The following is a 19,438-nucleotide window of genomic DNA, read 5'->3' as shown; positions in this document are numbered from 1 at the left end:
CTCGATTTGAGCTTGCCGCACCAACGCGGGCCGACCCTCTCAGCCGGGCGACGCCGACTGCTGCTCGTAGCGGCGACGCGCGAGATGGACGGTGATGTCGGCGGCGATCTCGACTCTCTCGGGCAGAACCCGCATGATCTGGCCAAGTACCTGATCTCGTTCCACCGTCGGCAATACGAGATAGGCCGAGACGGTCGAGAGGTGGCCGACATAGTCGAGAGCGCTCGTCGTCAAGTGCCGTTCGATCACGGACTGTTGAACACCGGTGAACGACTCGGACCGTTGGAGCTCGGTACCCGGCCACTGCATGTCGTGCCCCGGAGGCGTCCCGTCCGGGGACGGAACCTCCTCGCTCTCCAGGAACGGTGCCCGTGCCGCGCGAACGGCTTCCTCCACAGCCGGGTCGGCCAGCTGGACCGGCCCGCCGAACGAGGCGAACACGCCGCCCGGCTCCAGCAGCGCGGCCATGCGTGACCACCGGCCCTCCGGGTTCGTCCAATGCAGTGCCGCTGCCGCGTACACCAGCCCGTACCTCACGCCCGGTCGCACGTCCTCGAACGCGGCTTGCACCGTCCTGACGTCTGCCGGCACGTGCTTGCGCAGCTCCGCGAGCATGGCCCCGTCGGGCTCGGTCGCGGTGACCGTGATCCCCCGCTGAGCGAACAGACGCGTTGCTTTGCCCGTCCCGGCGCCGATTTCGAGGGCGGTGCGAACCGGATGACCCGCGTACGCCATCACCGTGTCGAAGAGCTCCACGGGATACCCCGGCCGGAACCGCTCGTAGGCTTCCGCCATCACTCCGAAGCTCAGTGCGCGACCGGACATGCCGAACATCCTGACAGGGGCCGCGCCCTCGGTGCGCGAAAACGAACGCTCGTCGGCTTGAGCGCGCGGTGCGGCCCACCGCGGGGCAGGTGCCGGGCTCCCGGCGGGCAGGGCAGTTGCCGCGCCTGACCATGGGTCAGGCGTGCGCGCCGTCCAGGACCAGATCGACCAAGCGTGGGACCAAGGTCTCCTCCAGTGGTTCGCCGGTGAGCAGCACCCGCGCGAGGAGGGGGCCGGTGATGGCCTCGACGAGCAGGTGCGGGTCGGTGTCGGCGGCCAGTTCTCCGCGGTCGACGCCGCGCCGGACGAGGGCTTCCGCGCGCTCCATGCGGGCGCGCCAGTAGGAGCGTCGCCCCTCTTCCAGGGCGCCCTCTTCGTGCACGGTGCCAAGGTGCACGAGGGCGGCGCCCGCGGGCGTGGCGAGGAAGCGGGCCAGGGCCGCGAACAGCGCTGAGAGGTCCTGGCGGACGGAGCCGGTGTCCGGCACCGGGAGGGCCTGGTCGGTGCGGGTGGCCAGCGCGTCGAAGATGAGGTTCTCGCGGGTCTTCCAGCGCCGGTAGACGGAGGTCTCGTGGACGCCGGCCGCACGCGCGACAGCGGCCACGGTGGTCGCGGCGAGACCTTGCGAGGTGAGCAGGTCGACGGTGGCGGTCAGGACGGCCTGCCGCATCCGCTCACCGCGGCGCCTGAGCGGCGGCGCTTCTCTCTCATCCGCCATGACACGAGCCTAACGCAAGGGTCCTTGCGATACGAAACCCGCGGGCGTACGTTGGAAAGCAAGATGACTTGCGATAGCCCGCAGGTCGCCGACCGGAACGGACGAACCGCCATGAACCTCATGCGCGCCGCGCGGCTGCACATCCCCTCGCGCACCCTGACTGTCGAGGACGTGCCCAAGCCGGCCCCCGGTCCCGGACAGGTGCTGGTGAAGGTCGGGGCGGCGGGAGTGTGCCTGTCCGACGTCCACCTGATCGACGGCACCCTCACGCCGTCCTACCTGCGGGAGGACACCGTCACCCTCGGCCACGAGGTCGCCGGGACGATCTCGGAGCTCGGACCGGACGTGACCGGCTGGACCATTGGGCAGCGGGTCGTGCTGCAGGCGGGCGAGGCCCGCGACGGCCTTCTCCTCACGCGAGGCGTCGACTACGACGGCGGCTGGGCCGAGTACGCACTGGCCAGTACCGACACCCTGTTCAGCCTCCCCGACTCGATCCCCTTCGAGCAGGCCGCGATCATCCCGGACGCGGTCTCCACCCCCTGGGGAGCCATCACCACCACCGCCGACGTCCGCCCGGCCCAGGCCGTCGGCGTCTGGGGCATCGGCGGGCTCGGCGCTCATGCGGTCCAGCTGCTGCGTGCCGTCGGGGCCTACCCCGTCATCGCCGTCGACCCCGTCCCCGCCGCCCGTCGGCGGGCCCTGGACTTCGGCGCCGACCTGGCCCTGGACCCGGCCGACCCCCAACTGCGCGAGCAGGTCCTGGCCGCCACCGGCAACCGGGCGCTGGCGGTCGCCTTCGACTTCGCCGGGGCCGCAGCCGTCCGCGAGCAGGCCCTGACCGTCCTTGCTCCCAAGGGGCGGCTGGTCCTGGTCGGGCTGACCGACAGGCCGCTGACCGTCGCCAACGGAACGCTCTTCAGCTGTCTCCAGCACCAGATCCTCGGCCACTACGGCTCCGAGGACAACGCCGTCCCGCAGCTGGTCGCCCTGGTCGAAGGCGGCCGACTGGACTTCTCACGCTCCATCACCGACGTGCTCCCGCTCGCCGACGCCGCCAAAGCCGTCCAGCGCCTGCACACCAAAGAGGGCGACCCGATCCGACTGATCCTGCGCCCCTGACCCCGACCCCCAACTGCTCGGGCTCGGTCGGCGAATCCGCCACCGGCCCCGCCGAAGGAAAGGTGCCTCACATGCCCGTGGACCCGTCTGTCGCGGCTGTACTCGAACAGGTCAACGCTCAGCCGATTCCCCGGGTCCTCCACACCGACCCCGAGACTCTGCGTAAGGTGAACCGGCAGATGGGCGCCGGAGTGATGCTGCCGGAGCCCATCGAGGTCGGTTCGGTGGAGAACACCACCGTCCCCGGACCCGCCGGGCCGATCCCGGTTCGCGTCTACCGGCCCACAGGCGGCGGACCCGTCCCCACGGTGGTCTTCTTCCACGGCGGCGGCTGGCTCACCGGCGACCTCGACACCCACGACGACGTCACCCGACGGCTGTGCCGCGACGTGCACACCGTCGTCGTGGCCGTCGACTACCGCCTGGCCCCCGAGCACCCCTTCCCCGCGGCCTACGACGACTGCCTCGCCGTCGCCCACCGCGTCGCCGACCACATCGAGGACTACGGCGGCCGCCGGGACCGCCTCGCCGTGGCCGGCGACAGCGCCGGCGGCAACCTGGCCGCCGCCGTCGCGCTCACCTTCCGCGACGAAGACCGGCCACTCGCCGCCCAACTCCTGGTCTACCCCGTCACCGACTTCGTCGGCGACCACCCCTCACGCACCGAGAACGCCACCGGCTACGCCCTCGGCACCCAGGACGTCCTGGACCTGCAACACCTCTACGCGGGCGACGACCCCGCCGTCCGCGGCTCCTTCCAGGTCTCCCCGCTGCGCGCCGAGCGGTTCACCGGCCTCGCCCCGGCGGTCATCGGCACCGCCCAGTACGACCCGCTGCGCGACGAGGGCAACGCCTACGTCGAAGCACTGAAGAACGCCGGTGTCGATGTCTTCGCCCGCACCTACGACGGGCTGATCCACGGTTTCCTCAACCTCTTCCCGGTCTCCCCGGCCGCCGACGCCGCCGTCACCGAGCTGTACGCCCAGCTCCGGGAACGCCTCAGCTGACCTCTCCCGGGCGGGCATCGGTGGCGAGGCGTCCGACCCCGGCCCGGACAGCGGCGACCGCCCTCAGCCGCGCAGCGCCGGATGGTCCGCGACGACCGTGCAGGAGCCGGGGGCGATCTCGGTGAAGCCCGCGTCGCGGACCAACGGGAGCCCGCTGAGCGTCAGTTCGCGCCATGCGGCCGGGGCCGCGGTGCGCACCGAGAGGGGGAAGTCCGCCTCGCGCCAGGCCTTGCGGTCCGCGTCCGACAGCTCCCACCAGGCGAGTTGGGCGCCGTGCCCGGCCTGGGCCATGGTCTTGCCCGCCGACATGTCGAGCTCCGGGTTGAGCCAGAGCACCGGCGTGAGCGGATCGGGGGCGCCGGGATCCGCCGGGTCCTCCAGCTCCGTCCCCGACACCTGGAGCTTGGCCAGCTCCTTGGGCCAGCCGTCCAGGGGGACCGGCGGGAAGACGCGTACCTCGGCGGACTTCCCGGTCACCGTGATGCCGGGCAGCGCCGAGGCCTTGCGCCACTCCGCGCCGCGAGCCCGCCGCACCACCTTGCGGATCCGCGCGTCCTGCCAGTCGCGCATGGCCTGCGCCCACTCGCCCGCGTCCGCTCCCTCGCCGAGCGACCGCTCGTCGGACAGCATCACGAGCACCGCACGGGCCGCCGTCTCCAGCGCGTCGGTACGGGCCGGGGGTTCGGCCTTCTCGATGCGGACGACGAGCGGCAGCACGTACTGCGGTGCCTCGTCGCGCGGGGACTCGTGGTGGAACGGGCTGCCGGAAGAGGTGTCCTGGATGCTCACCCCACCAGTCTGCCAGCCGCCGAACCGGTGATTCTTGGCGGAATGAATCCTTCCGGGACAGGATGCGCCCATGAAGAGCGACCTTTTTGCCACCGAGAACATGGCGCAGTCGGCCGGCGCCGCCGGAATGACCCTGCAGAACCCCAAGTCGATCAAGTACGCCGTCAACGGCGAGATGCTCGCGCGCCAGGGGGCGATGATCGCCTACCGTGGGACCCTGCAGTTCGAGCGGCGCGGCCAGGGCATCGGCGGCATGCTCAAGCGAGCCGTGACCGGCGAGGGTCTGCCCCTGATGTCGGTCAGCGGTCAGGGCGAGGCCTGGTTCGCGCACGAGGCGCAGAACTGCTTCATCGTCGACATCGAGCAGGGCGACGCCCTCACGATCAACGGCCGCAACGTGCTCTGCTTCGACTCCTCGCTCAGTTACGAGATCAAAACGGTGAAGGGCTCCGGCATAGCCGGCGGCGGCCTCTTCAACAGCGTCTTCACCGGCTACGGCCGGCTCGGCCTGGTCTGCGAGGGCAACCCGCTGGTCATCCCGGTCTCCCCGCAACTGCCGGTGTACGTCGACACCGACGCGGTGGTCGGCTGGACCGCGAACCTCAACACCTCCCTGCACCGCTCGCAGTCCATCGGCTCGATGCTGCGCGGCGGCTCCGGCGAGGCCGTCCAGCTGATGCTCCAGGGCGAGGGGTACGTCATCGTCCGGCCCAGCGAGGCGACGCCGCAGAAGGTGCAGCAGCACTGAGTACCGCACGCGCACTGCGGGGAGTGGGCCGCCGCTACGGCATCGGCGGTCCATGGATCCTGCGCGGCGTCGACCTGGAGCTGCCCAGGGGCGCCCTGGTCCGGGTCGAAGGCTCCAACGGCACAGGAAAATCAACCCTGTTGAGACTGCTCGCCGGGATCGACGCGCCGAGCGAAGGCCGCGTCACAGGCCGCCCGCGCACGGCGTACGTCCCGGAGCGCTTTCCCGCGGCGCTCCCGTTCACCGCGGCCGGCTATCTGGTGCATCTCGGCCGCATCCACGGCCTGTCGCGCCGTACGGCGAAGGAGCGGGCGGGGCGGTGGCTGGAGCGATTCGGCGCGACCGGGCACGCCGGCACCCCGCTCGCCGAACTCTCCAAGGGCACCGGCCAGAAGGTCGCCGTGGCCCAGGCGCTGCTCGCCGACCCCGAGCTCCTCGTCCTGGACGAGGCGTGGACCGGCCTCGACAGCGCGGCCCGCGCCGAACTGGACGGCGCGGTGCGGGAGCGGGTGGCAGGGGGCGGAACGGTCGTCTTCGTCGACCACGACCCCAAGCGGCTCGCGGGGAGCGAGGAGGCGCGGTACGCGCTGCACGGCGGATCCCTGAAGCCGCTCGGCGCCGACGGCGGGCGCCCGCGCGGCGAACTCGTCCGCATCGACGTCGACGGAACGGCCCCGCTCCCCGCCGGACTGCCCGGCGCCCCCGAACACCGGTCCGGCCCGGACGGATCGCACACGCTGACCGTGGCGGCCGCCCACTCCGACGACCTGCTGCGGGCCCTGCTCGCCGCCCGTCCGCCCTGGCACATCCGAGGAGTGCGGCGCCCATGAACGCGCTCGTCCCGCTCGTCCGCTACCAGATCGCGCTGCTGCTGCGCTCCCAGCGCTGGCTGGCGCCCGTCCTGGTGTACGTCGCCTTCCTGGGCATCGGGGTGCAGGCGGGGGAGCCGGTGCTCGACTCGATGGGGTACGCGGCGGCGGGCCTGCTGCCGGTCGCGGCCTGGTTCGTCCGCATCTGCGTCACCCAGGAACCGGACGCCGCCCGCACCTGCGCCGCCGCGGCGGCGGGCCCGGCCCGGGTGCATCTCGCGTCGCTGCTGGCCGCGACGGGCGGCGCGGGCGTGCTCGGCCTCGCGGCCACGGCGTACGTGGCCGCCGTGAGCGATCCCGCGAGCGGGGACCACAAGGTCGCGGTGCCGCTGGGTTCCGCGACCGTGGCGGGACTGGTGGCCGCCGGGGTCTGCGTGCTGATCGGCGCGGCGGTCGGCGCGCTGGGCAGCCGTCCGGTGCTGCACGGCCGAGGCTGGTCCCTCACGCTCACCGCGCTGGCCGCGCTGCTCACCCTCGTCCTGGCGCCGTCGCCCGCGCGGTACGCCGTCCACGGCCTGGTCACCGGCTCGCGGACCGGCACCGTGCAGGTGGCGGTGGTGCCGCTCGCCGCCGCGGCGGTGCTCGCGGGGGCAGCGGCGGCCGCGGTCTGCGTCCTCAGCTCGCGACGCCGCTGAACAGGCCCCGTACCCGATTAGGCTCGTCCGCATGGACGAGCAGCACCAGGACGCGGCGCACGACGGCATGACCGGCCACGACACGGCCGATTACGACATGGCGTACTGCGGGAGCGGGCCCGCCGCTCCGGCCGCCGCGCCCGATCCGGCGGACGGCCCCTTCGCCGAGTGCGTGCTGTGCCGCAAGCCCACCGAGTACCCCGAGTCGACCAAGGGCAGCACGCTCTGCCCGGTCTGCGAGTGGCAGGAGGCCCAGCGCACGGCCTGCTCCGGCTGACCGTGCGCCGGCCGTTGCCGCTCAGTGCTGCGCGCTGCGGATCAGGTCGGAGACCTTCACGAAGCGGTAGCCGCGCTTGCGCAGCTCCGGCACGATGCGCTGGAGCGCCGTGTCGGTGACCGGCGCCGCGCTGCGCGTGCAGTGCATGACCACCAGCGAACCCGGCCGCACCCCTGACAAGACCTGTTCGGCGACCGCGTTCGCGTCCTTGGCGAAGGCGTCCCCGCTCACCACGTCCCACTGGACGGCGGTCATCTTCAGCGGGGCGAGCGCGCGCAGCACGTCGTCGTTGTAGCAGCCGCCGGGGAAGCGGAAGTACGGCACGGCGTTGCGCACTCCGGCCTTGGCGAACATGGCCGTCGCCTTCTCCACGTCGGCCCGCATCTCGTCCTTGCCGACCACGGGCAGCCCGTAGCAGGGGGACTTGAACGCGTAGTGGCTGTAGGAGTGGTTGCCGATCTCGAAGTTGGGGTCGGTCCCGATGGAGCGGGCCTCGGCCGGGTACTCCTCGGCCCAGCGCCCGGTCATGAAGATCGTGGCCGGCACCTTCAGGCGCCGCAGATCGGCGATGAGCGCGGGGTTGTCGAAGTGCTCGCCGCCCGCCGCGCGCGGCCCCTGGTCGGCCGTCATGTCGGCGTCGAAGGTGAGCGCGACGACCTTCTCGGCCTTGGGGTTCTTGGGGGCGCGCTCGAAGACCGGGGTGATTCCACCGGGGCCGGGCGGCATCGTCGGAGCGTTCCTGCCCAATTCCGCCGACGACGGGGCGGCCGCACCCGACGGAGGCGCCGACGCGGACGGAGCGGGCTTGTCCGCCGACTTGGGCGGGGCCGGGGCGGGGTTGGAGCCGCAGCCCGCGAGGGTCACCCCGAGTACGGCAACCGCGAGCAGTTTTCGTGCAGAAATGGTCACGAACGGAAAGTATCCGATCATCAGCAGGCAGCTGTTTGCGGCACTCCCGGGCCTTCGGAGATTCCGGCCAATGCCGCACAGTCGGGGTCCGGTGCGCCCGCGCCCGTGCGCCCGCGCCGCCTGGGAGTCCCGGCCGCAACGCGCCCTATTCGTCCCCTCGGACTACGCTCGTCTCATGGGGAGCACCCGCCCGCACCAGCTCCTCCGTGGGCGGGGCGAGGTTCAAGGCCCCAGGGAGGCTTCGTGTCCGGATCCCGTACGGCCGCATGTTCGGCGGCCTGCTCGGCGGCCGCCGTACTCGCCCTCGCGGGGGCGGCCCCCGCTCACGCCGACGACACCGGCTCGCTCACCGCCGGGCAGATCGCCCAGCGCTCCCGCGACGCCCTGCGCGGCGCGACCTCCCTGCACGTCACCGCCAAGGGTGACCTGCGGGCGCCCGGCGCCGTGACCTCCTTCGACCTGACGCTCGACCGGTCCGGGAACTGCCGGGGTTCGGTGAGCCTCGGGCCGCGGGGGTCCGTCGATATCGTGAAGCGGGGTGCCGACGTCTGGATGAAACCGGACGCGGCGTTCTGGAAGAACGAGGTGCCGGGCGGCGGCAGCGGGCTGGCCTCGCTCGTCGGCAACCGGTATCTGAAGGGCACCACCAACGACCCGGTGCTGCGCGGCACGGCCGGGGTGTGCGACCTCGACGGCTTCCAGAAGTACCTCGACAGCGCGGCGAACCTGCCCTCCACCGGGCTCACCAAGGGCAGGCCGGCCACGGTCGACGGAACCGCCGTCGTCCCCGTCACCGGCACCCAGCAGGGCCGCACCCTCACGCTCGACGTCGCGACGACCGGCAAGCCCTACCCGGTGCGGATCACGGCCGCCACGGGCGCCGCGGCCCCCGACGCGACCGTACGCCTCGACGGCTTCGACCAGCCGGTGCCCGCCGCCACCCCCGCCGCCGATCAGACGGTCGACATCTCGGGCCTGGGCAGCAGCACCGCCTGAACCGGCATACGGTCAGGCCCGGTTCAGGGGTGTGCGTGCCGTGCGAGCGGGGGATGGCGTCGGCGGCGTACGCGTACGTTCCCCCGAACGGGTGATGGAACGACTGCGCCGCCACCGAATGGCAGCAGGGTCAGGCGAGCTCGGCGGTGAGCGTGATGGTGGTCCCCGAAAGGGCCTGGCTCACCGGGCAGTTCTTCTTGGCGTCCTCGGCGGCCGCCTGGAAGCCCTCCTCGTCGAGGCCGGGGACCTCGCCGCGCACGGTGAGGTGGATGCCGGTGATGCCCTCGCCGGGCTGGAAGGTGACGTCGGCCTTCGTCTCCAGGCGGGTGGGCGGGGTGCCCGCGCCGGTCAGCCCGTGCGAGAGGGCCATCGAGAAGCAGCTGGAGTGGGCGCCCGCGATGAGCTCCTCCGGGCTGGTCTTGCCGTTGGCCTGCTCGGCGCGGGACGGCCAGGAGACCGCCTGGGACGCGATGCCCGAGGAGTCGAACGTGACGGTGCCGGAGCCCTTGAGGAGCTCGCCTTCCCAGACCGTGTGCGCCGTGCGCGTGGTGGCCATGATGTTTCCCTTCTGGTGGCAGAGGGGGAGACGGGTACGGCTACAGCCCCCTCGGGCCCCAAACCTACTGCGCCACAAGCCCCTTCGCGTCCCGGGCCAGCGCGGTCAGCCGGGAGATCGCCCGGAAGTACTTCTTGCGGTATCCGCCGTTCAGCATCTCGTCACTGAACAGCCGGTCGAAGGGGACGCCCGAGGCGAGCACCGGCACCTCGCGGTCGTACAGCCGGTCGGCGAGCACCACCAGGCGCAGCGCCGTGGACTGGTCGGGCACCGGGCGCACATCGGTCAGGCAGACCGCGCGGAGCCCGTCCGTCAGCGCCCCGTACCGGCTGGGGTGGACGCGCGAGAGGTGGTCGAGCAGCTGCGGGAAGTCGTCCAGGGCCGCGCCCTCGGTGGCGTACGCCGCCTTGGTGACCTGCTCGTCGGAGTACGGGGCCGGGGCCTCGGGCAGACCCCGGTGGCGGTAGTCCTCGCCGTCGATCCTGAGCGGGCGGAAGTGCGCCGACAGGCCCTGGATCTCGCGCAGGAAGTCGACGGCCGCGAACCGGCCCTCGCCGAGCTTGCCGGGCAGCGTGTTGGAGGTCGCGGCGAGCGCCACGCCCTGCTCGACCAGCCGGGCGAGCAGCGAGGAGACGAGCACGGTGTCGCCCGGGTCGTCCAGCTCGAACTCGTCGATGCAGAGCAGCCGGTGGCCGCTCAGGGTCTGCACGGTCTGCTGGAAGCCGAGCGCGCCGACCAGGTTCGTCAGCTCCACGAACGTGCCGAAGGCCTTCAGCGCGGGCTCGGCCGGGGTGGCGTGCCACAGCGAGGCCAGCAGATGGGTCTTGCCGACGCCGTAACCGCCGTCGAGATACACCCCGCGCGGCCCCGTGACGGCGGCCGGCTTCTTCGCGAACCACCGGCGCCTGCCGCCGACGGCGTGCGCTCCGCCGAGCCCCGCCGCGAACGAGGAGAGGACGGTGACCGCCTCGGCCTGGCTCGGCTGGTTGGGATCCGGTACGTACGTCTCGAAGCGGACCGAGTCGAACCGCGGCGGCGGCACCATCTCGGCGACCAGACGGTCGGCGGGGACATGCGGCGCGCGGGCGCAGAGCGACACCGGGGCCGCTTCGGTTATGGGGCTGGTCGACACAGTTCCCCACTGTAAGGGGCGTGCCAGACTGCACGGCATGCGACAACTGTTCCCTGTGACCGACCAGACACCGGACGCCGAGGCCGCGCACGACACGGAGTGGTCGCTCGACGAGCTGGCCGACGCCTACGCCTATCCCCGCACGGACGGCAGCTGGCTGCGGGCCAACATGGTGTCCTCGCTCGACGGGGCCGGCCAGCACGAAGGCCGCTCGCAGCCGCTGTCCTCGCCGACGGACATGCGCGTCTTCGGCACCCTGCGGGCGCTCGCCGACGTGGTCGTGGTGGGCGCGGAAACGGTACGCCTGGAGGGTTACCGGCCGGCCAGGGCGCGGGCCGAGTTCGCGGCGCGCCGCGCGGCGGCCGGGCAGGGCCCCGCCGCAGCGATCGCCGTCGTCTCGGCGAGCCTGGACCTCGACTTCTCGCTGCCCCTGTTCACCTCGCCGCTGGTGCCCACCCTGGTCCTGACCGGCGCCGCCGCGGACCCGGACCGGATCCGCGCGGCCCAGCGGGCGGGCGCCGAGGTGGTGGTCGCGGGCGACGGCCCCGGCGTCGAGCCCGAGCGGGCGGTGCGGGCGCTGGCCGACTGCGGTCTGCGGCGCCTCCTCACGGAGGGCGGTCCGCGGCTGCTCGGCCAGTTCGTGGCCGCCGGGGTCCTGGACGAGCTCTGCCTGACGGTCTCCCCGACGCTGACGGCGGGCGACGCGCAGCGGATCGCCTCGGGACCCCCGGTGCCGGTGCCCCAGCGGTTCGCGCTGACGGCGCTGCTCGAAGAAGCCGGGTTCCTCTACACGCGTTACCGTCGGATCTGACAATCGGCGGAATTCGCCGTTCCGGTTAGCTCGCGCTGGGCACACTTAACTCACGCAGACCCCGTGCGGGCACGGGGAAGGATGGTTTCCGCAGGGGCCGCAATCCGCCACCTCCGCGGTGGCGGCGGCCATGGAGAGAAGAGAAGGCCTGTCGTGTTCACGAGCGTATTGATGATCGAGAAGCCCCTGACCTCCGTCGACGTGGAATTCGTCACCACCCTGCACGGGGACGAGCCGGTTTCCTTCGTCGTGCTCATGCAGCCCAGGGGCGACCAGGACCGGCTGCTCCGTGCGATCGACGACGTGGCACTGGGCGAACTGGACGAGGCCGTCCACGAGCGGGAGGAGCCGGAGGGCTCGGCCGCGCAGGGCCCCGCCGAACTGGCCTTGCAGCACTCGCTCCAGTCACTGCGGGACGCGGGCAGCAAGGCGGTGGGCCACATCGTGGACGACCACCCGCTGGACAAGCTGAAGGGCGTGGTGGACGAGGTGGACGCCGACGAGGTGATCGTCCTGACCGCCCCGCACTACGTGGAGGAGTTCTTCCACCGGGACTGGGCCTCGCGGGCCCGCCACAAGGTCGGCGTACCCGTCCTGAAGCTGTTCGCGCACAGCGAGTAGCCGCCCACCGCTCCCCTCGGGGCAGTGTCGCGGCCGGAGCCCCCGCAGGAACTAGGCTGGGGGCTCCTTCTGTACGTCGCACCCCGGGAGAGAACCGCATGGCATCCGCCATTCCCACCGCCATGGAACGGCCGCACTTCATCGGCATCGGCGGTGCCGGCATGTCGGGCATCGCCAAGATCCTGGCCCAGCGCGGGGCGAAGGTCGCGGGCAGCGACGCGAAGGAGTCCGCCACCGCCGAGTCGCTGCGGGCGCTCGGCGTCACCGTGCACATCGGCCACGCCGCCGGCCACCTCGCCGACGACGCGAGCTGCGTGGTCGTCTCCAGCGCGATCCGCGCCGACAACCCCGAACTCGCCCGCGCCGCCGAGCTGTCCGTGCCCGTCGTGCACCGCTCCGACGCGCTCGCCTCGCTCATGGGCGGCCTGCGCGCGATCGCGGTGGCGGGCACCCACGGCAAGACGACCACCACCTCGATGCTGGCCGTGGCCCTGACCGAGCTGGGCGTCGACCCCTCGTACGCGATCGGCGGCGACCTCGAAGGTCCGGGCACCAACGCCCGGCACGGCGGGGGCGACATCTTCGTGGCCGAGGCCGACGAGAGCGACCGCAGCTTCCAGAAGTACGACCCCGAGGTCGCCATCGTCCTCAACGTCGAGCTCGACCACCACGCCAACTACGCCTCGATGGACGAGATCTACGACTCCTTCGAGACCTTCGTCGGCAAGGTCGTCCCCGGCGGCACCCTGGTGATCGCCGCCGACCAGCCCGGCGCGGTCGAACTGACCAAGCGGGTCCGCGACCTGTCGTCCCTGAAGGTCGTGACGTACGGGGAGTCCGAGACGGCGGACGTACGCGTCCACAAGGTGACCCCCCGCGGACTCACCTCCGAGGTCACCGTCCTCCTCAACGGCAAGTTCCTGACCTTCACGGTCTCGGTCCCCGGCCGCCACTACGCCCACAACGCCGTCGCCGCCCTCGCGGCCGGTGTCGCGCTCGGCATCCCGGCGCACAACCTGGCCTCCGCGCTCGGCAAGTACACCGGCGTCAAGCGCCGCCTCCAGCTCAAGGGCGAGGCGAAGGGCGTCCAGGTCATCGACTCCTACGCGCACCACCCCACCGAGATGACGGCGGACCTCGAAGCGATGCGGGGCGCCGCCAGCGACTCCCGCCTCCTCGTGGTCTTCCAGCCCCACCTCTTCTCCCGCACCCAGGAACTGGGCAAGGAGATGGGCGAGGCCCTGGCGCTGGCCGACTCCTCCGTCGTCCTGGACATCTACCCGGCCCGCGAGGACCCGCTGCCCGGTGTCACCAGCGCGCTGATCATCGACGCGGCGCAGGCGGCCGGGGCCCAGGTCACCGCCGTCCACGACAAGGCCGCCGTCCCGGACGTCATCGCGGGAATGGCCGCCCCCGGCGATCTCGTTCTCACCATGGGCGCGGGCGACGTGACGGATCTCGGCCCGGCCATCCTGGCCCGCCTGTCGAACTGAAACCGGTCCCGCAGCGAGGAGCACCCCATGTCGTACGACGTCGAAAAGCCCGACGAGCAGTGGCGCGCCGAACTGACGCCGGCCGAGTACGCGGTGCTCCGCCGGGCCGGCACGGAGCCCGCCTTCGTCGGTGAGTACACCGACACCAAGACGGAGGGCGTGTACTCCTGCCGCGCCTGCGGGGCCGAACTCTTCACCTCCACCGAGAAGTTCGAGTCGCACTGCGGCTGGCCGAGCTTCTTCGACCCGAAGGACAGCGACGCGGTCGAACTCATCGAGGACCGCTCGCACGGCATGCTCCGCACCGAAGTGCGCTGCGCCCGCTGCGGCTCGCACCTCGGCCACGTCTTCGAGGGCGAGGGCTACCCGACGCCGACGGATCAGCGGTACTGCATCAACTCGATCTCGTTGCGGCTGGTGCCTCACGAGGGCTGAGCCGTTCCGCCTCCCGATGCCGGAACTGGCTGCTCTGCCGGTGGGCGCCGCCCGGCCGTGGCTACGCTGATCACTTCGGGGTGGTGCGGGCGGACGGGGGATGATCTTGGTGGCGGCGAAGTCCGGTGATCGGCGGCGCAGGGCCGACGTGGTGCGGTTCTGGCGAGCGGTTGAGCTGTTCAGCCCGCAGAAGGTACCTGCGGTGAGACCGGCTGAGCAGGTGTTCGCCGTGGCTTCCGGCAGACCGCTGCCGTGGGAGGACGGGACGCGGCTGCCACAGCTTCGGCCCAAGCACACCTGGCAGCACACGGTCTACTGCGGGGTGTTCGCGATCGAGCGCGTACGGGACGTGCTCGCCGACGTCTTTCCCGACTCGGCGGACGAGGACCGCGACGGGCGGATCGGCGGCGACAGCGCCCTCATGTCCTTCACCGTCAACCAGGACGGTCTCCTCCTGAAGGATTCGGTCTTCTTCTCGGCCTGTGCGTGGGCGGTCGGGCGCACCCGGTCCCCGGGACCGTCCGACGCGCACTGGCTGAACGGATTCGCCGACGAGGCCGAGGCGTGCGAGCAGCGGATGCTCGACTTGGCCGACGGAAAGCTCAAGGTGCAGGGTGGCCGCTCGGGTCCCGGCGGGCTGCTCGCGGTGGCGGGGAGTCTGGTCGTCGACGCGGCGACCGGCGGGGTGGTATCCGGCCTCGGTGAGCTCGTGCGCGGCGTGGTGGGCGAGGCCGTCAACGGCGTCGTCGGCAAGGCTGCGCAGACGGCGGCCGGCAAGGCCACGGAGGCTCTGACGCAGGGCGCGATCGACGCCGCCCGCAGTGGACTCGACGGCACGGGTGCCGACGGTGCGGCGGAGCCCGAGGGACGTCTGCCGGACAACATCGCCACCCAGCCCGTGACCTTCGAGGGCGTCGCCGCCTTCACGGCGTGGCTCGCCGAGCGGTTCGGGGTGACCGCGGACCTGATACCCGATGCCGCCCGGGTGAAGAGCGTCCAGGTGCGTGAGGACCGGGATGACGAGGCCGCGGGCCAGGACTTCCTCAACAGCTTCATCGCGGACGACCTCGAACGGGTCGCGGACGAGCTGACGGAGGGCCGGGCCGGGAGCGCCCTGGAGACGTATCTGACCGATACGGCCCGCATCGACACCGGACGTCGTCAGGACGTACGCGAGCAGCCCGGGAAGGTACTGGAGGCCGTCGCCCCGCAGCGCACCCCGCTCGGCAGATGGCCCTCGGCCACCGACCGGTCGCTGGTGCTCAGCCAGCAGTTCGCGGTGAACAATCTGCTCGCCGACCTCGGCGGCGGCCAGGGCGTCTTCTCCGTGAACGGGCCGCCGGGCACCGGCAAGACGACCATGCTGCGCGACGTGATCGCCGCACTGGTCACCCAGCGCGCCTGCGCCCTCGCCGAACTGAGCAGTCCCCAGCAGGCGTTCGGCAAGAGCCACAGCTGGCGCAGTGAGCAGTACTCCCGGACCGTACGGGAGCTCAAGCCGCAACTGGCGGGCTACGAAATGGTGGTGGCCTCGGCCAACAACGGAGCGGTCCAGAACATCACCGACGAGATCCCCTCGCTCGGCGCCATCGCGGAGCAATGGCGGGACGAGGCCGCGTACCTGCCCGAGCAGGCGAGCCTGATGCTGAACGGAGCTGAGGCGTGGGGCGCTGTCGCGGCCCGGCTCGGCAACCGCAAGAACCGGGGAGAGTTCACCGAGAGCTTCTGGTGGGGCAACCGGCGGGAGAAGACCGGACGAGGGGGAACCCGGCGCACCCGCACGGACCAGGGCCTGTGGCATGTTCTCAGCGGCAGGAGCGAGCCACCCGCCGAGCCGGTCGACTGGGCGGCGGCCGTGCGTCGGTTCAAGGCCGCGCGGCAGTTGGTGGAGCGCATGCGGGACGAACGCCAGCAGGCGGCGCAGGCGCTCAACGACCTCGGCGGGGCGCAACGGGACCTGGCCGAAGCCGTCCGGCGGGCAGCGTCGGTCGCAGACACGCTGCCCGCCCTGCGGCAGCGGGCCGCCACCGCCATGAGCGAGCTCGGACGGCTGGAAGAGGCCGAGCGCGGGCATCGCGAACGCCGCTACGACCACCAGGCCACCCAACCGGGCATGCTGCAAAGCCTGTTCACCGGAGGCCGCACGAATCGCACCTGGCAGGACGAGTACGAACGCCTCACCGTCCTCGTAGATCAGGCCGCCGAGGCCGCCGCGGCGGCCCGTGCCCGGATGCAGGCGGTGGGCAGAGAGGTGGCGGCTGCCCAGCGCCTGATCGAGACGGTGCAGGCCCGGCAGAGCCTGGTGGACGTGCTGGAACAGGCGGTGCGGGAGGCACGCGAACGCTGGGGCAGGCATGTTCCCGATCCCGCGGACTTCACCCCCGACGCCGACCGGGAGACCGTCGAGCGTCGGGAGCAGTCCGCCCCCTGGGCCGACGAGGAGTTCGCGGCCGCCCGGACCCGGCTGTTCCTTGAAGCGCTGCGTCTGCACCGGGCCTTCCTGGGGGCTGCGGGGGACGCCATGCTCAAGAGCCTCTCCGCGGCCATGGACGTCGTCGGCGGCGACGCCCCGAAGGATCTCGAACCCGCGGTCGTACGCGCCGCCTGGCAGAACCTGTTCCTCGCCGTGCCTGTCGTCTCCACCACCTTCGCTTCCTACGACCGGCTGTTCGCCGGTCTCGGCCGGGAGGACCTCGGCTGGCTGTTCGTCGACGAGGCGGGCCAGGCCGCCCCGCAGATGCCGGTGGGGGCACTGTGGCGCAGCCGCCGCGCGCTGCTCGTCGGTGATCCGCTGCAGCTCGAACCCGTGGTCGTGTTGCCCTGGACGGCCCAGCAGCGGCTGCGCGAACACCATCACGTGGCACAGGAATGGGCGCCCTCATGGACTTCCGCCCAGCAGGTGGCGGACCGGCTGGGCCGCTGGGGTACAACACTGCCCGCGGCGCTGCCCGACGGCTCCACGCAGGTGTGGGTCGGCTCGCCGCTGCGCGTCCACCGGCGCTGCGACGACCCGATGTTCACTGTCAGCAACGAGATCGCCTACGACGGGCTGATGGTGCACGGAGTGGGGGATCGCGGCAGCTTCGGCCCCCCGGACAGCAGCTTCTGGTGGGACGTACGGTCCCAGGAGGCGACCGGGAAGTGGGTACCGGCCGAAGGACAGGCACTCGTCGACGCGGTGAACCGGCTGTTCAACAAGGGTCTGGCGCAGGAAGAGCTGTACGTCATCAGCCCCTTCCGAGATGTCGCGGCGCGCGCCGCGGAGAGCCTCCGCGACCTGGTACCGCACAACCGGGTCGGCACGGTCCACACCGCGCAGGGCAAGGAGGCGGACGTGGTGATCATCGTCCTGGGGACCCACCCCGACGCGGCCGGGTCCCGACGCTGGGCCGCGGCCAAGCCCAACCTCCTCAACGTCGCCGTCAGCCGGGCCAAGCGGCGCCTGATCGTGATCGGCAATCACGAATCATGGTGCGGACAGCGTCACTTCTCCGTCCTCGCCCGCGAACTTCCGCGCTTCGCCCGGTGAGAGTGAGCCCGGGGCGACGACAGCGAGACTCCGGACAGAGCCGCGATTCGGCCGGCTGGTCTGTCTGCGGCGGCGGTGGACCGCCGGGCCGGTGACCGATGCGGCCGCGCACGTCGCCTCAGGGGCCCGCTGACATACTCCAGCCGTGGATGCGAGGACACAGGCGGACGGGATACGGGCGGACCGGATACGGGCAGGCCAGGCGCCGCCCGGCCACCCTTCGGACCGGCCCGTGGAATGGGGCATTCGCCCCGCGCAGCCGACGGATGTCGAGGCGATCGCGGAGCTGCGGGCCGTGGTGATGCGCCCGGACCTGGAGCGGTTGGGCCGGTTCGACGAGCATCGGGTCCGGCAGCGGCTGCGGGATGCCTTCTCCCCGCGGCACACGTCGGTCATCGTGGCCGATGGCGCCTTCGCGGGCTCTGTCACGTTGCGGCCGGCCGAGGACGGGCAGTGGCTGGAACACTTCTATCTCGCCCCGGGCCACCAGGGCCGAGGGCTCGGTTCGGCTGTTCTGCGAACCCTGCTGGACCGGACGGATGCCGACGGAGTGCCCGTCCGCCTGATCGCCCTGCGGGGCAGCGCGGCCCGGCGGCTGTACGAGCGCCACGGGTTCACCGTGGAGGCTCAGGACCCGATCGACATCTACATGGTGCGACTGCCGGGTGCGGGTGCCGCTGCCGGAACGTGAAGAGGGCAGCGGGCGTCGGCCGATCCGGTCCCCGCGCAGCTCGGTCAGCGCCCTCGCGCCGAGCGGGCCCGGATCGACGTCCCGGCGATCCGGACGCGCAACACCTGCTGACGCCAGGAGCGCACCAGCATGAACGGCAGACGGAGGGCCGTCTGCCACGGCTTCTTATACGTACTCGTGGAGGCGGACCTCGGGGTGGCCGCCGTCGGTGTCGGCCGGTACGGAGATGGCCGCGGCCCAGGTGCCGGGCACGGCGAGGTCCGTCACGGTCCAGGACGCGGGCGTGCCGGGCACCCCGGCGGCCACGACGGCCGGACCGGAAAGCTCCGGCCGGGTCTCGACAGCGGAGAGATCGGTGGTGATGCCGACGCCGACCGCCTTCAACACGGCTTCCTTACGCGTCCAGCAGCGAAGGAAGGCCCGTGTACGGGGATCTCCCTCGGCCGTGCCGAGCACGACCCGGCGCTCGGATTCGGTCAGCGCGGTCGGCGCGAGCTCGTCAATCGGGAACTCCCGTACGACCTCGACGTCCACCCCCACCGGAACGCGGGCCACGGCGAGCATGCCGCAGCCGTCCGTGTGCGAGATGCTGATCCACAGGGGAGAGGCCGGGTGCAGCACGGCGGGCGGTCCGTGCAGAGGATCACCGCAGCCTGGGCAGGGCCGGCGCCCGAGGCCTATCTCCGCGGGTGGCACATCGAGGAGCTCCGAGAGGATCCGCCGGCTCGCGGCACGTCCGGCGACGTAACCGACCGCCGCCCCCATATGCACGAACCGTGCGGTCCGATCGCGCTCCTCCTTGCTGAGCAGGGCCAGGTCGGCCGGGTCTATCGGGCCGTCTCCAGTACGCCACCACCAGGCGTGCGCGACGGCGGTGTCGGTTTCGAGGATCAAGGTCACGGGGGAACGCTACAGCCCCACGCGGCAGGGAGTTGACGCCCAAGTTGACGCGGGATGAGCGGACCCGTAAGGTCCTTCGAGCTGTCACGGGGCCGGAACGGTTCTGCGACAGCCGCCCGCCGCAGGTTCTGCGGCACCCAACTCAGCACGATCTCCCGCCTGGGATGAATTCGGCATGCCGAATTTCCTTTCCGGTCGGACCGGAAGACTCGATTATGAATCGGCCGGGGAAATCCGCTAGAGTTCGGGACGTCGGAACGGCTCAACGGCCGGGAAGACAAACCCCCTTCCGACGGGGAATCGGACACGAAAGCGTCTGATAGAGTCGGGAACACGAAATACCGAAGGGAAGCGCCCGGAGGAAAGCCCGAGAGG

General features: G+C 71.9%; 20 protein-coding genes. 13 read left to right on the top strand and 7 right to left on the bottom strand.

The genetic code is table 11. The features are described 5' to 3' along the window. Positions 1-39 precede the first annotated feature (39 nt). On the bottom strand, positions 40-825 hold the full coding sequence (locus ACIQ8J_RS10765) for a class I SAM-dependent methyltransferase (RefSeq protein ID WP_403607793.1): 786 nt from the start codon (positions 823-825) through the stop codon (positions 40-42). 136 nt (positions 826-961) lie between these two features. After that, positions 962-1,543: a TetR-like C-terminal domain-containing protein gene (locus tag ACIQ8J_RS10760; RefSeq protein ID WP_403271049.1), complete on the bottom strand. Its 582-nt coding sequence runs from the start codon at positions 1,541-1,543 to the stop codon at positions 962-964. Between the two features lie 111 nt (positions 1,544-1,654). Here ACIQ8J_RS10760 and ACIQ8J_RS10755 point away from each other — a divergent pair, with 111 nt between their 5' ends. Continuing rightward, a complete protein-coding gene (locus ACIQ8J_RS10755; RefSeq protein ID WP_403271051.1) occupies positions 1,655-2,665 on the top strand; it encodes a zinc-binding dehydrogenase in 1,011 nt (336 codons plus the stop codon). Between the two features lie 71 nt (positions 2,666-2,736). Next, positions 2,737-3,672: an alpha/beta hydrolase gene (locus tag ACIQ8J_RS10750; RefSeq protein WP_403271054.1), complete on the top strand. Its 936-nt coding sequence runs from the start codon at positions 2,737-2,739 to the stop codon at positions 3,670-3,672. Positions 3,673-3,735: 63 nt separating this feature from the next. On the opposite strand, the gene ACIQ8J_RS10745 is transcribed toward ACIQ8J_RS10750, so the two are convergent. Continuing rightward, positions 3,736-4,533 (bottom strand): peptidyl-tRNA hydrolase, encoded by a 798-nt coding sequence (locus ACIQ8J_RS10745; RefSeq protein WP_403271057.1) that lies wholly within the window; start codon positions 4,531-4,533, stop codon positions 3,736-3,738. On the opposite strand from ACIQ8J_RS10745, the gene ACIQ8J_RS10740 reads away from it, so the two are divergent. The 4 genes from ACIQ8J_RS10740 (at position 4,532) to ACIQ8J_RS10725 (ending at position 6,990) form a co-directional block, all read left to right on the top strand. Continuing rightward, positions 4,532-5,209, top strand: a complete 678-nt coding sequence (locus tag ACIQ8J_RS10740) for an AIM24 family protein (RefSeq protein WP_403271060.1) — start codon at positions 4,532-4,534, stop codon at positions 5,207-5,209. The genes ACIQ8J_RS10745 and ACIQ8J_RS10740 overlap by 2 nt on opposite strands. A gap of 14 nt (positions 5,210-5,223) precedes the next feature. Continuing rightward, positions 5,224-6,039, top strand: coding sequence for an ATP-binding cassette domain-containing protein (locus ACIQ8J_RS10735; RefSeq protein WP_403271119.1), 816 nt, complete (start codon positions 5,224-5,226; stop codon positions 6,037-6,039). Then, on the top strand, positions 6,036-6,713 hold the full coding sequence (locus tag ACIQ8J_RS10730) for an ABC transporter (RefSeq protein WP_403271063.1): 678 nt from the start codon (positions 6,036-6,038) through the stop codon (positions 6,711-6,713). Before ACIQ8J_RS10735 ends, ACIQ8J_RS10730 begins: the two co-directional genes overlap by 4 nt. A 97-nt stretch (positions 6,714-6,810) precedes the next feature. After that, positions 6,811-6,990: a hypothetical protein gene (locus ACIQ8J_RS10725; RefSeq protein WP_403271122.1), complete on the top strand. Its 180-nt coding sequence runs from the start codon at positions 6,811-6,813 to the stop codon at positions 6,988-6,990. Positions 6,991-7,011: 21 nt separating this feature from the next. Here ACIQ8J_RS10725 and ACIQ8J_RS10720 read toward each other — a convergent pair whose 3' ends face one another. Further along, positions 7,012-7,920 carry a polysaccharide deacetylase family protein gene (locus ACIQ8J_RS10720; RefSeq protein ID WP_403271066.1) on the bottom strand — a complete coding sequence of 303 codons (909 nt, stop codon included), beginning with the start codon at positions 7,918-7,920 and terminating at the stop codon, positions 7,012-7,014. A 222-nt stretch (positions 7,921-8,142) separates the two neighbouring features. Between ACIQ8J_RS10720 and ACIQ8J_RS10715 the strand changes: the two genes are divergently transcribed. Beyond that, a complete protein-coding gene (locus ACIQ8J_RS10715; protein WP_403271069.1) occupies positions 8,143-8,895 on the top strand; it encodes a hypothetical protein in 753 nt (250 codons plus the stop codon). A 130-nt stretch (positions 8,896-9,025) separates the two neighbouring features. Here the strand turns inward: ACIQ8J_RS10715 and ACIQ8J_RS10710 are convergent, their stop codons facing one another. After that, positions 9,026-9,451, bottom strand: coding sequence for an OsmC family protein (locus ACIQ8J_RS10710; protein ID WP_403271071.1), 426 nt, complete (start codon positions 9,449-9,451; stop codon positions 9,026-9,028). 64 nt (positions 9,452-9,515) lie between these two features. After that, entirely contained in the window at positions 9,516-10,622 is a 1,107-nt protein-coding gene (gene zapE, locus ACIQ8J_RS10705; protein ID WP_403271073.1) for a cell division protein ZapE, read from the bottom strand. Between zapE and ACIQ8J_RS10700 the strand changes: the two genes are divergently transcribed. The 6 genes from ACIQ8J_RS10700 (at position 10,621) to ACIQ8J_RS10675 (ending at position 18,163) form a co-directional block, all read left to right on the top strand. Continuing rightward, a complete protein-coding gene (locus ACIQ8J_RS10700; RefSeq protein ID WP_403271076.1) occupies positions 10,621-11,394 on the top strand; it encodes a pyrimidine reductase family protein in 774 nt (257 codons plus the stop codon). The genes zapE and ACIQ8J_RS10700 overlap by 2 nt on opposite strands. Positions 11,395-11,547: 153 nt before the next feature. Then, a complete protein-coding gene (locus ACIQ8J_RS10695) occupies positions 11,548-12,015 on the top strand; it encodes an indole-3-glycerol phosphate synthase (protein ID WP_403607791.1) in 468 nt (155 codons plus the stop codon). Positions 12,016-12,113: 98 nt separating this feature from the next. Continuing rightward, positions 12,114-13,508, top strand: a complete 1,395-nt coding sequence (murC, locus tag ACIQ8J_RS10690; RefSeq protein ID WP_403271082.1) for a UDP-N-acetylmuramate--L-alanine ligase — start codon at positions 12,114-12,116, stop codon at positions 13,506-13,508. A 27-nt stretch (positions 13,509-13,535) separates the two neighbouring features. Continuing rightward, the gene (gene msrB, locus ACIQ8J_RS10685; RefSeq protein WP_403271084.1) at positions 13,536-13,943 is read left to right on the top strand and encodes a peptide-methionine (R)-S-oxide reductase MsrB; all 408 of its coding nucleotides are present in this window, start codon (positions 13,536-13,538) and stop codon (positions 13,941-13,943) included. 229 nt (positions 13,944-14,172) lie between these two features. After that, entirely contained in the window at positions 14,173-17,472 is a 3,300-nt protein-coding gene (locus ACIQ8J_RS10680) for a DEAD/DEAH box helicase (RefSeq protein ID WP_403271087.1), read from the top strand. A 244-nt stretch (positions 17,473-17,716) separates the two neighbouring features. Further along, a complete protein-coding gene (locus ACIQ8J_RS10675) occupies positions 17,717-18,163 on the top strand; it encodes a GNAT family N-acetyltransferase (RefSeq protein WP_403271125.1) in 447 nt (148 codons plus the stop codon). Between the two features lie 165 nt (positions 18,164-18,328). Here the strand turns inward: ACIQ8J_RS10675 and ACIQ8J_RS10670 are convergent, their stop codons facing one another. Further along, a complete protein-coding gene (locus ACIQ8J_RS10670; RefSeq protein WP_403271090.1) occupies positions 18,329-19,063 on the bottom strand; it encodes a 4'-phosphopantetheinyl transferase family protein in 735 nt (244 codons plus the stop codon). Positions 19,064-19,438: the final 375 nt, after the last annotated feature.

It is taken from the genome of Streptomyces sp. NPDC094147, from assembly GCF_044764265.1.
In the GTDB taxonomy this organism is placed as follows: domain Bacteria; phylum Actinomycetota; class Actinomycetes; order Streptomycetales; family Streptomycetaceae; genus Streptomyces.
This window is presented reverse-complemented; position numbering and strand designations above follow the sequence as displayed.

What these genes read in the sequence shown, in the direction of transcription:
- ACIQ8J_RS10765 (WP_403607793.1), bottom strand. Translation starts at nt 825, where the DNA reads ATGTCCGGTCGCGCACTGAGCTTCGGAGTGATGGCGGAAGCCTACGAG.
- ACIQ8J_RS10760 (WP_403271049.1), bottom strand. Translation starts at nt 1,543, where the DNA reads ATGGCGGATGAGAGAGAAGCGCCGCCGCTCAGGCGCCGCGGTGAGCGG.
- ACIQ8J_RS10755 (WP_403271051.1), top strand. Translation starts at nt 1,655, where the DNA reads ATGAACCTCATGCGCGCCGCGCGGCTGCACATCCCCTCGCGCACCCTG.
- ACIQ8J_RS10750 (WP_403271054.1), top strand. Translation starts at nt 2,737, where the DNA reads ATGCCCGTGGACCCGTCTGTCGCGGCTGTACTCGAACAGGTCAACGCT.
- ACIQ8J_RS10740 (WP_403271060.1), top strand. Translation starts at nt 4,532, where the DNA reads ATGAAGAGCGACCTTTTTGCCACCGAGAACATGGCGCAGTCGGCCGGC.
- ACIQ8J_RS10745 (WP_403271057.1), bottom strand. Translation starts at nt 4,533, where the DNA reads ATGGGCGCATCCTGTCCCGGAAGGATTCATTCCGCCAAGAATCACCGG.
- ACIQ8J_RS10730 (WP_403271063.1), top strand. Translation starts at nt 6,036, where the DNA reads ATGAACGCGCTCGTCCCGCTCGTCCGCTACCAGATCGCGCTGCTGCTG.
- ACIQ8J_RS10725 (WP_403271122.1), top strand. Translation starts at nt 6,811, where the DNA reads ATGGCGTACTGCGGGAGCGGGCCCGCCGCTCCGGCCGCCGCGCCCGAT.
- ACIQ8J_RS10720 (WP_403271066.1), bottom strand. Translation starts at nt 7,920, where the DNA reads ATGATCGGATACTTTCCGTTCGTGACCATTTCTGCACGAAAACTGCTC.
- ACIQ8J_RS10710 (WP_403271071.1), bottom strand. Translation starts at nt 9,451, where the DNA reads ATGGCCACCACGCGCACGGCGCACACGGTCTGGGAAGGCGAGCTCCTC.
- ACIQ8J_RS10700 (WP_403271076.1), top strand. Translation starts at nt 10,621, where the DNA reads ATGCGACAACTGTTCCCTGTGACCGACCAGACACCGGACGCCGAGGCC.
- zapE (WP_403271073.1), bottom strand. Translation starts at nt 10,622, where the DNA reads ATGCCGTGCAGTCTGGCACGCCCCTTACAGTGGGGAACTGTGTCGACC.
- murC (WP_403271082.1), top strand. Translation starts at nt 12,114, where the DNA reads ATGGCATCCGCCATTCCCACCGCCATGGAACGGCCGCACTTCATCGGC.
- msrB (WP_403271084.1), top strand. Translation starts at nt 13,536, where the DNA reads ATGTCGTACGACGTCGAAAAGCCCGACGAGCAGTGGCGCGCCGAACTG.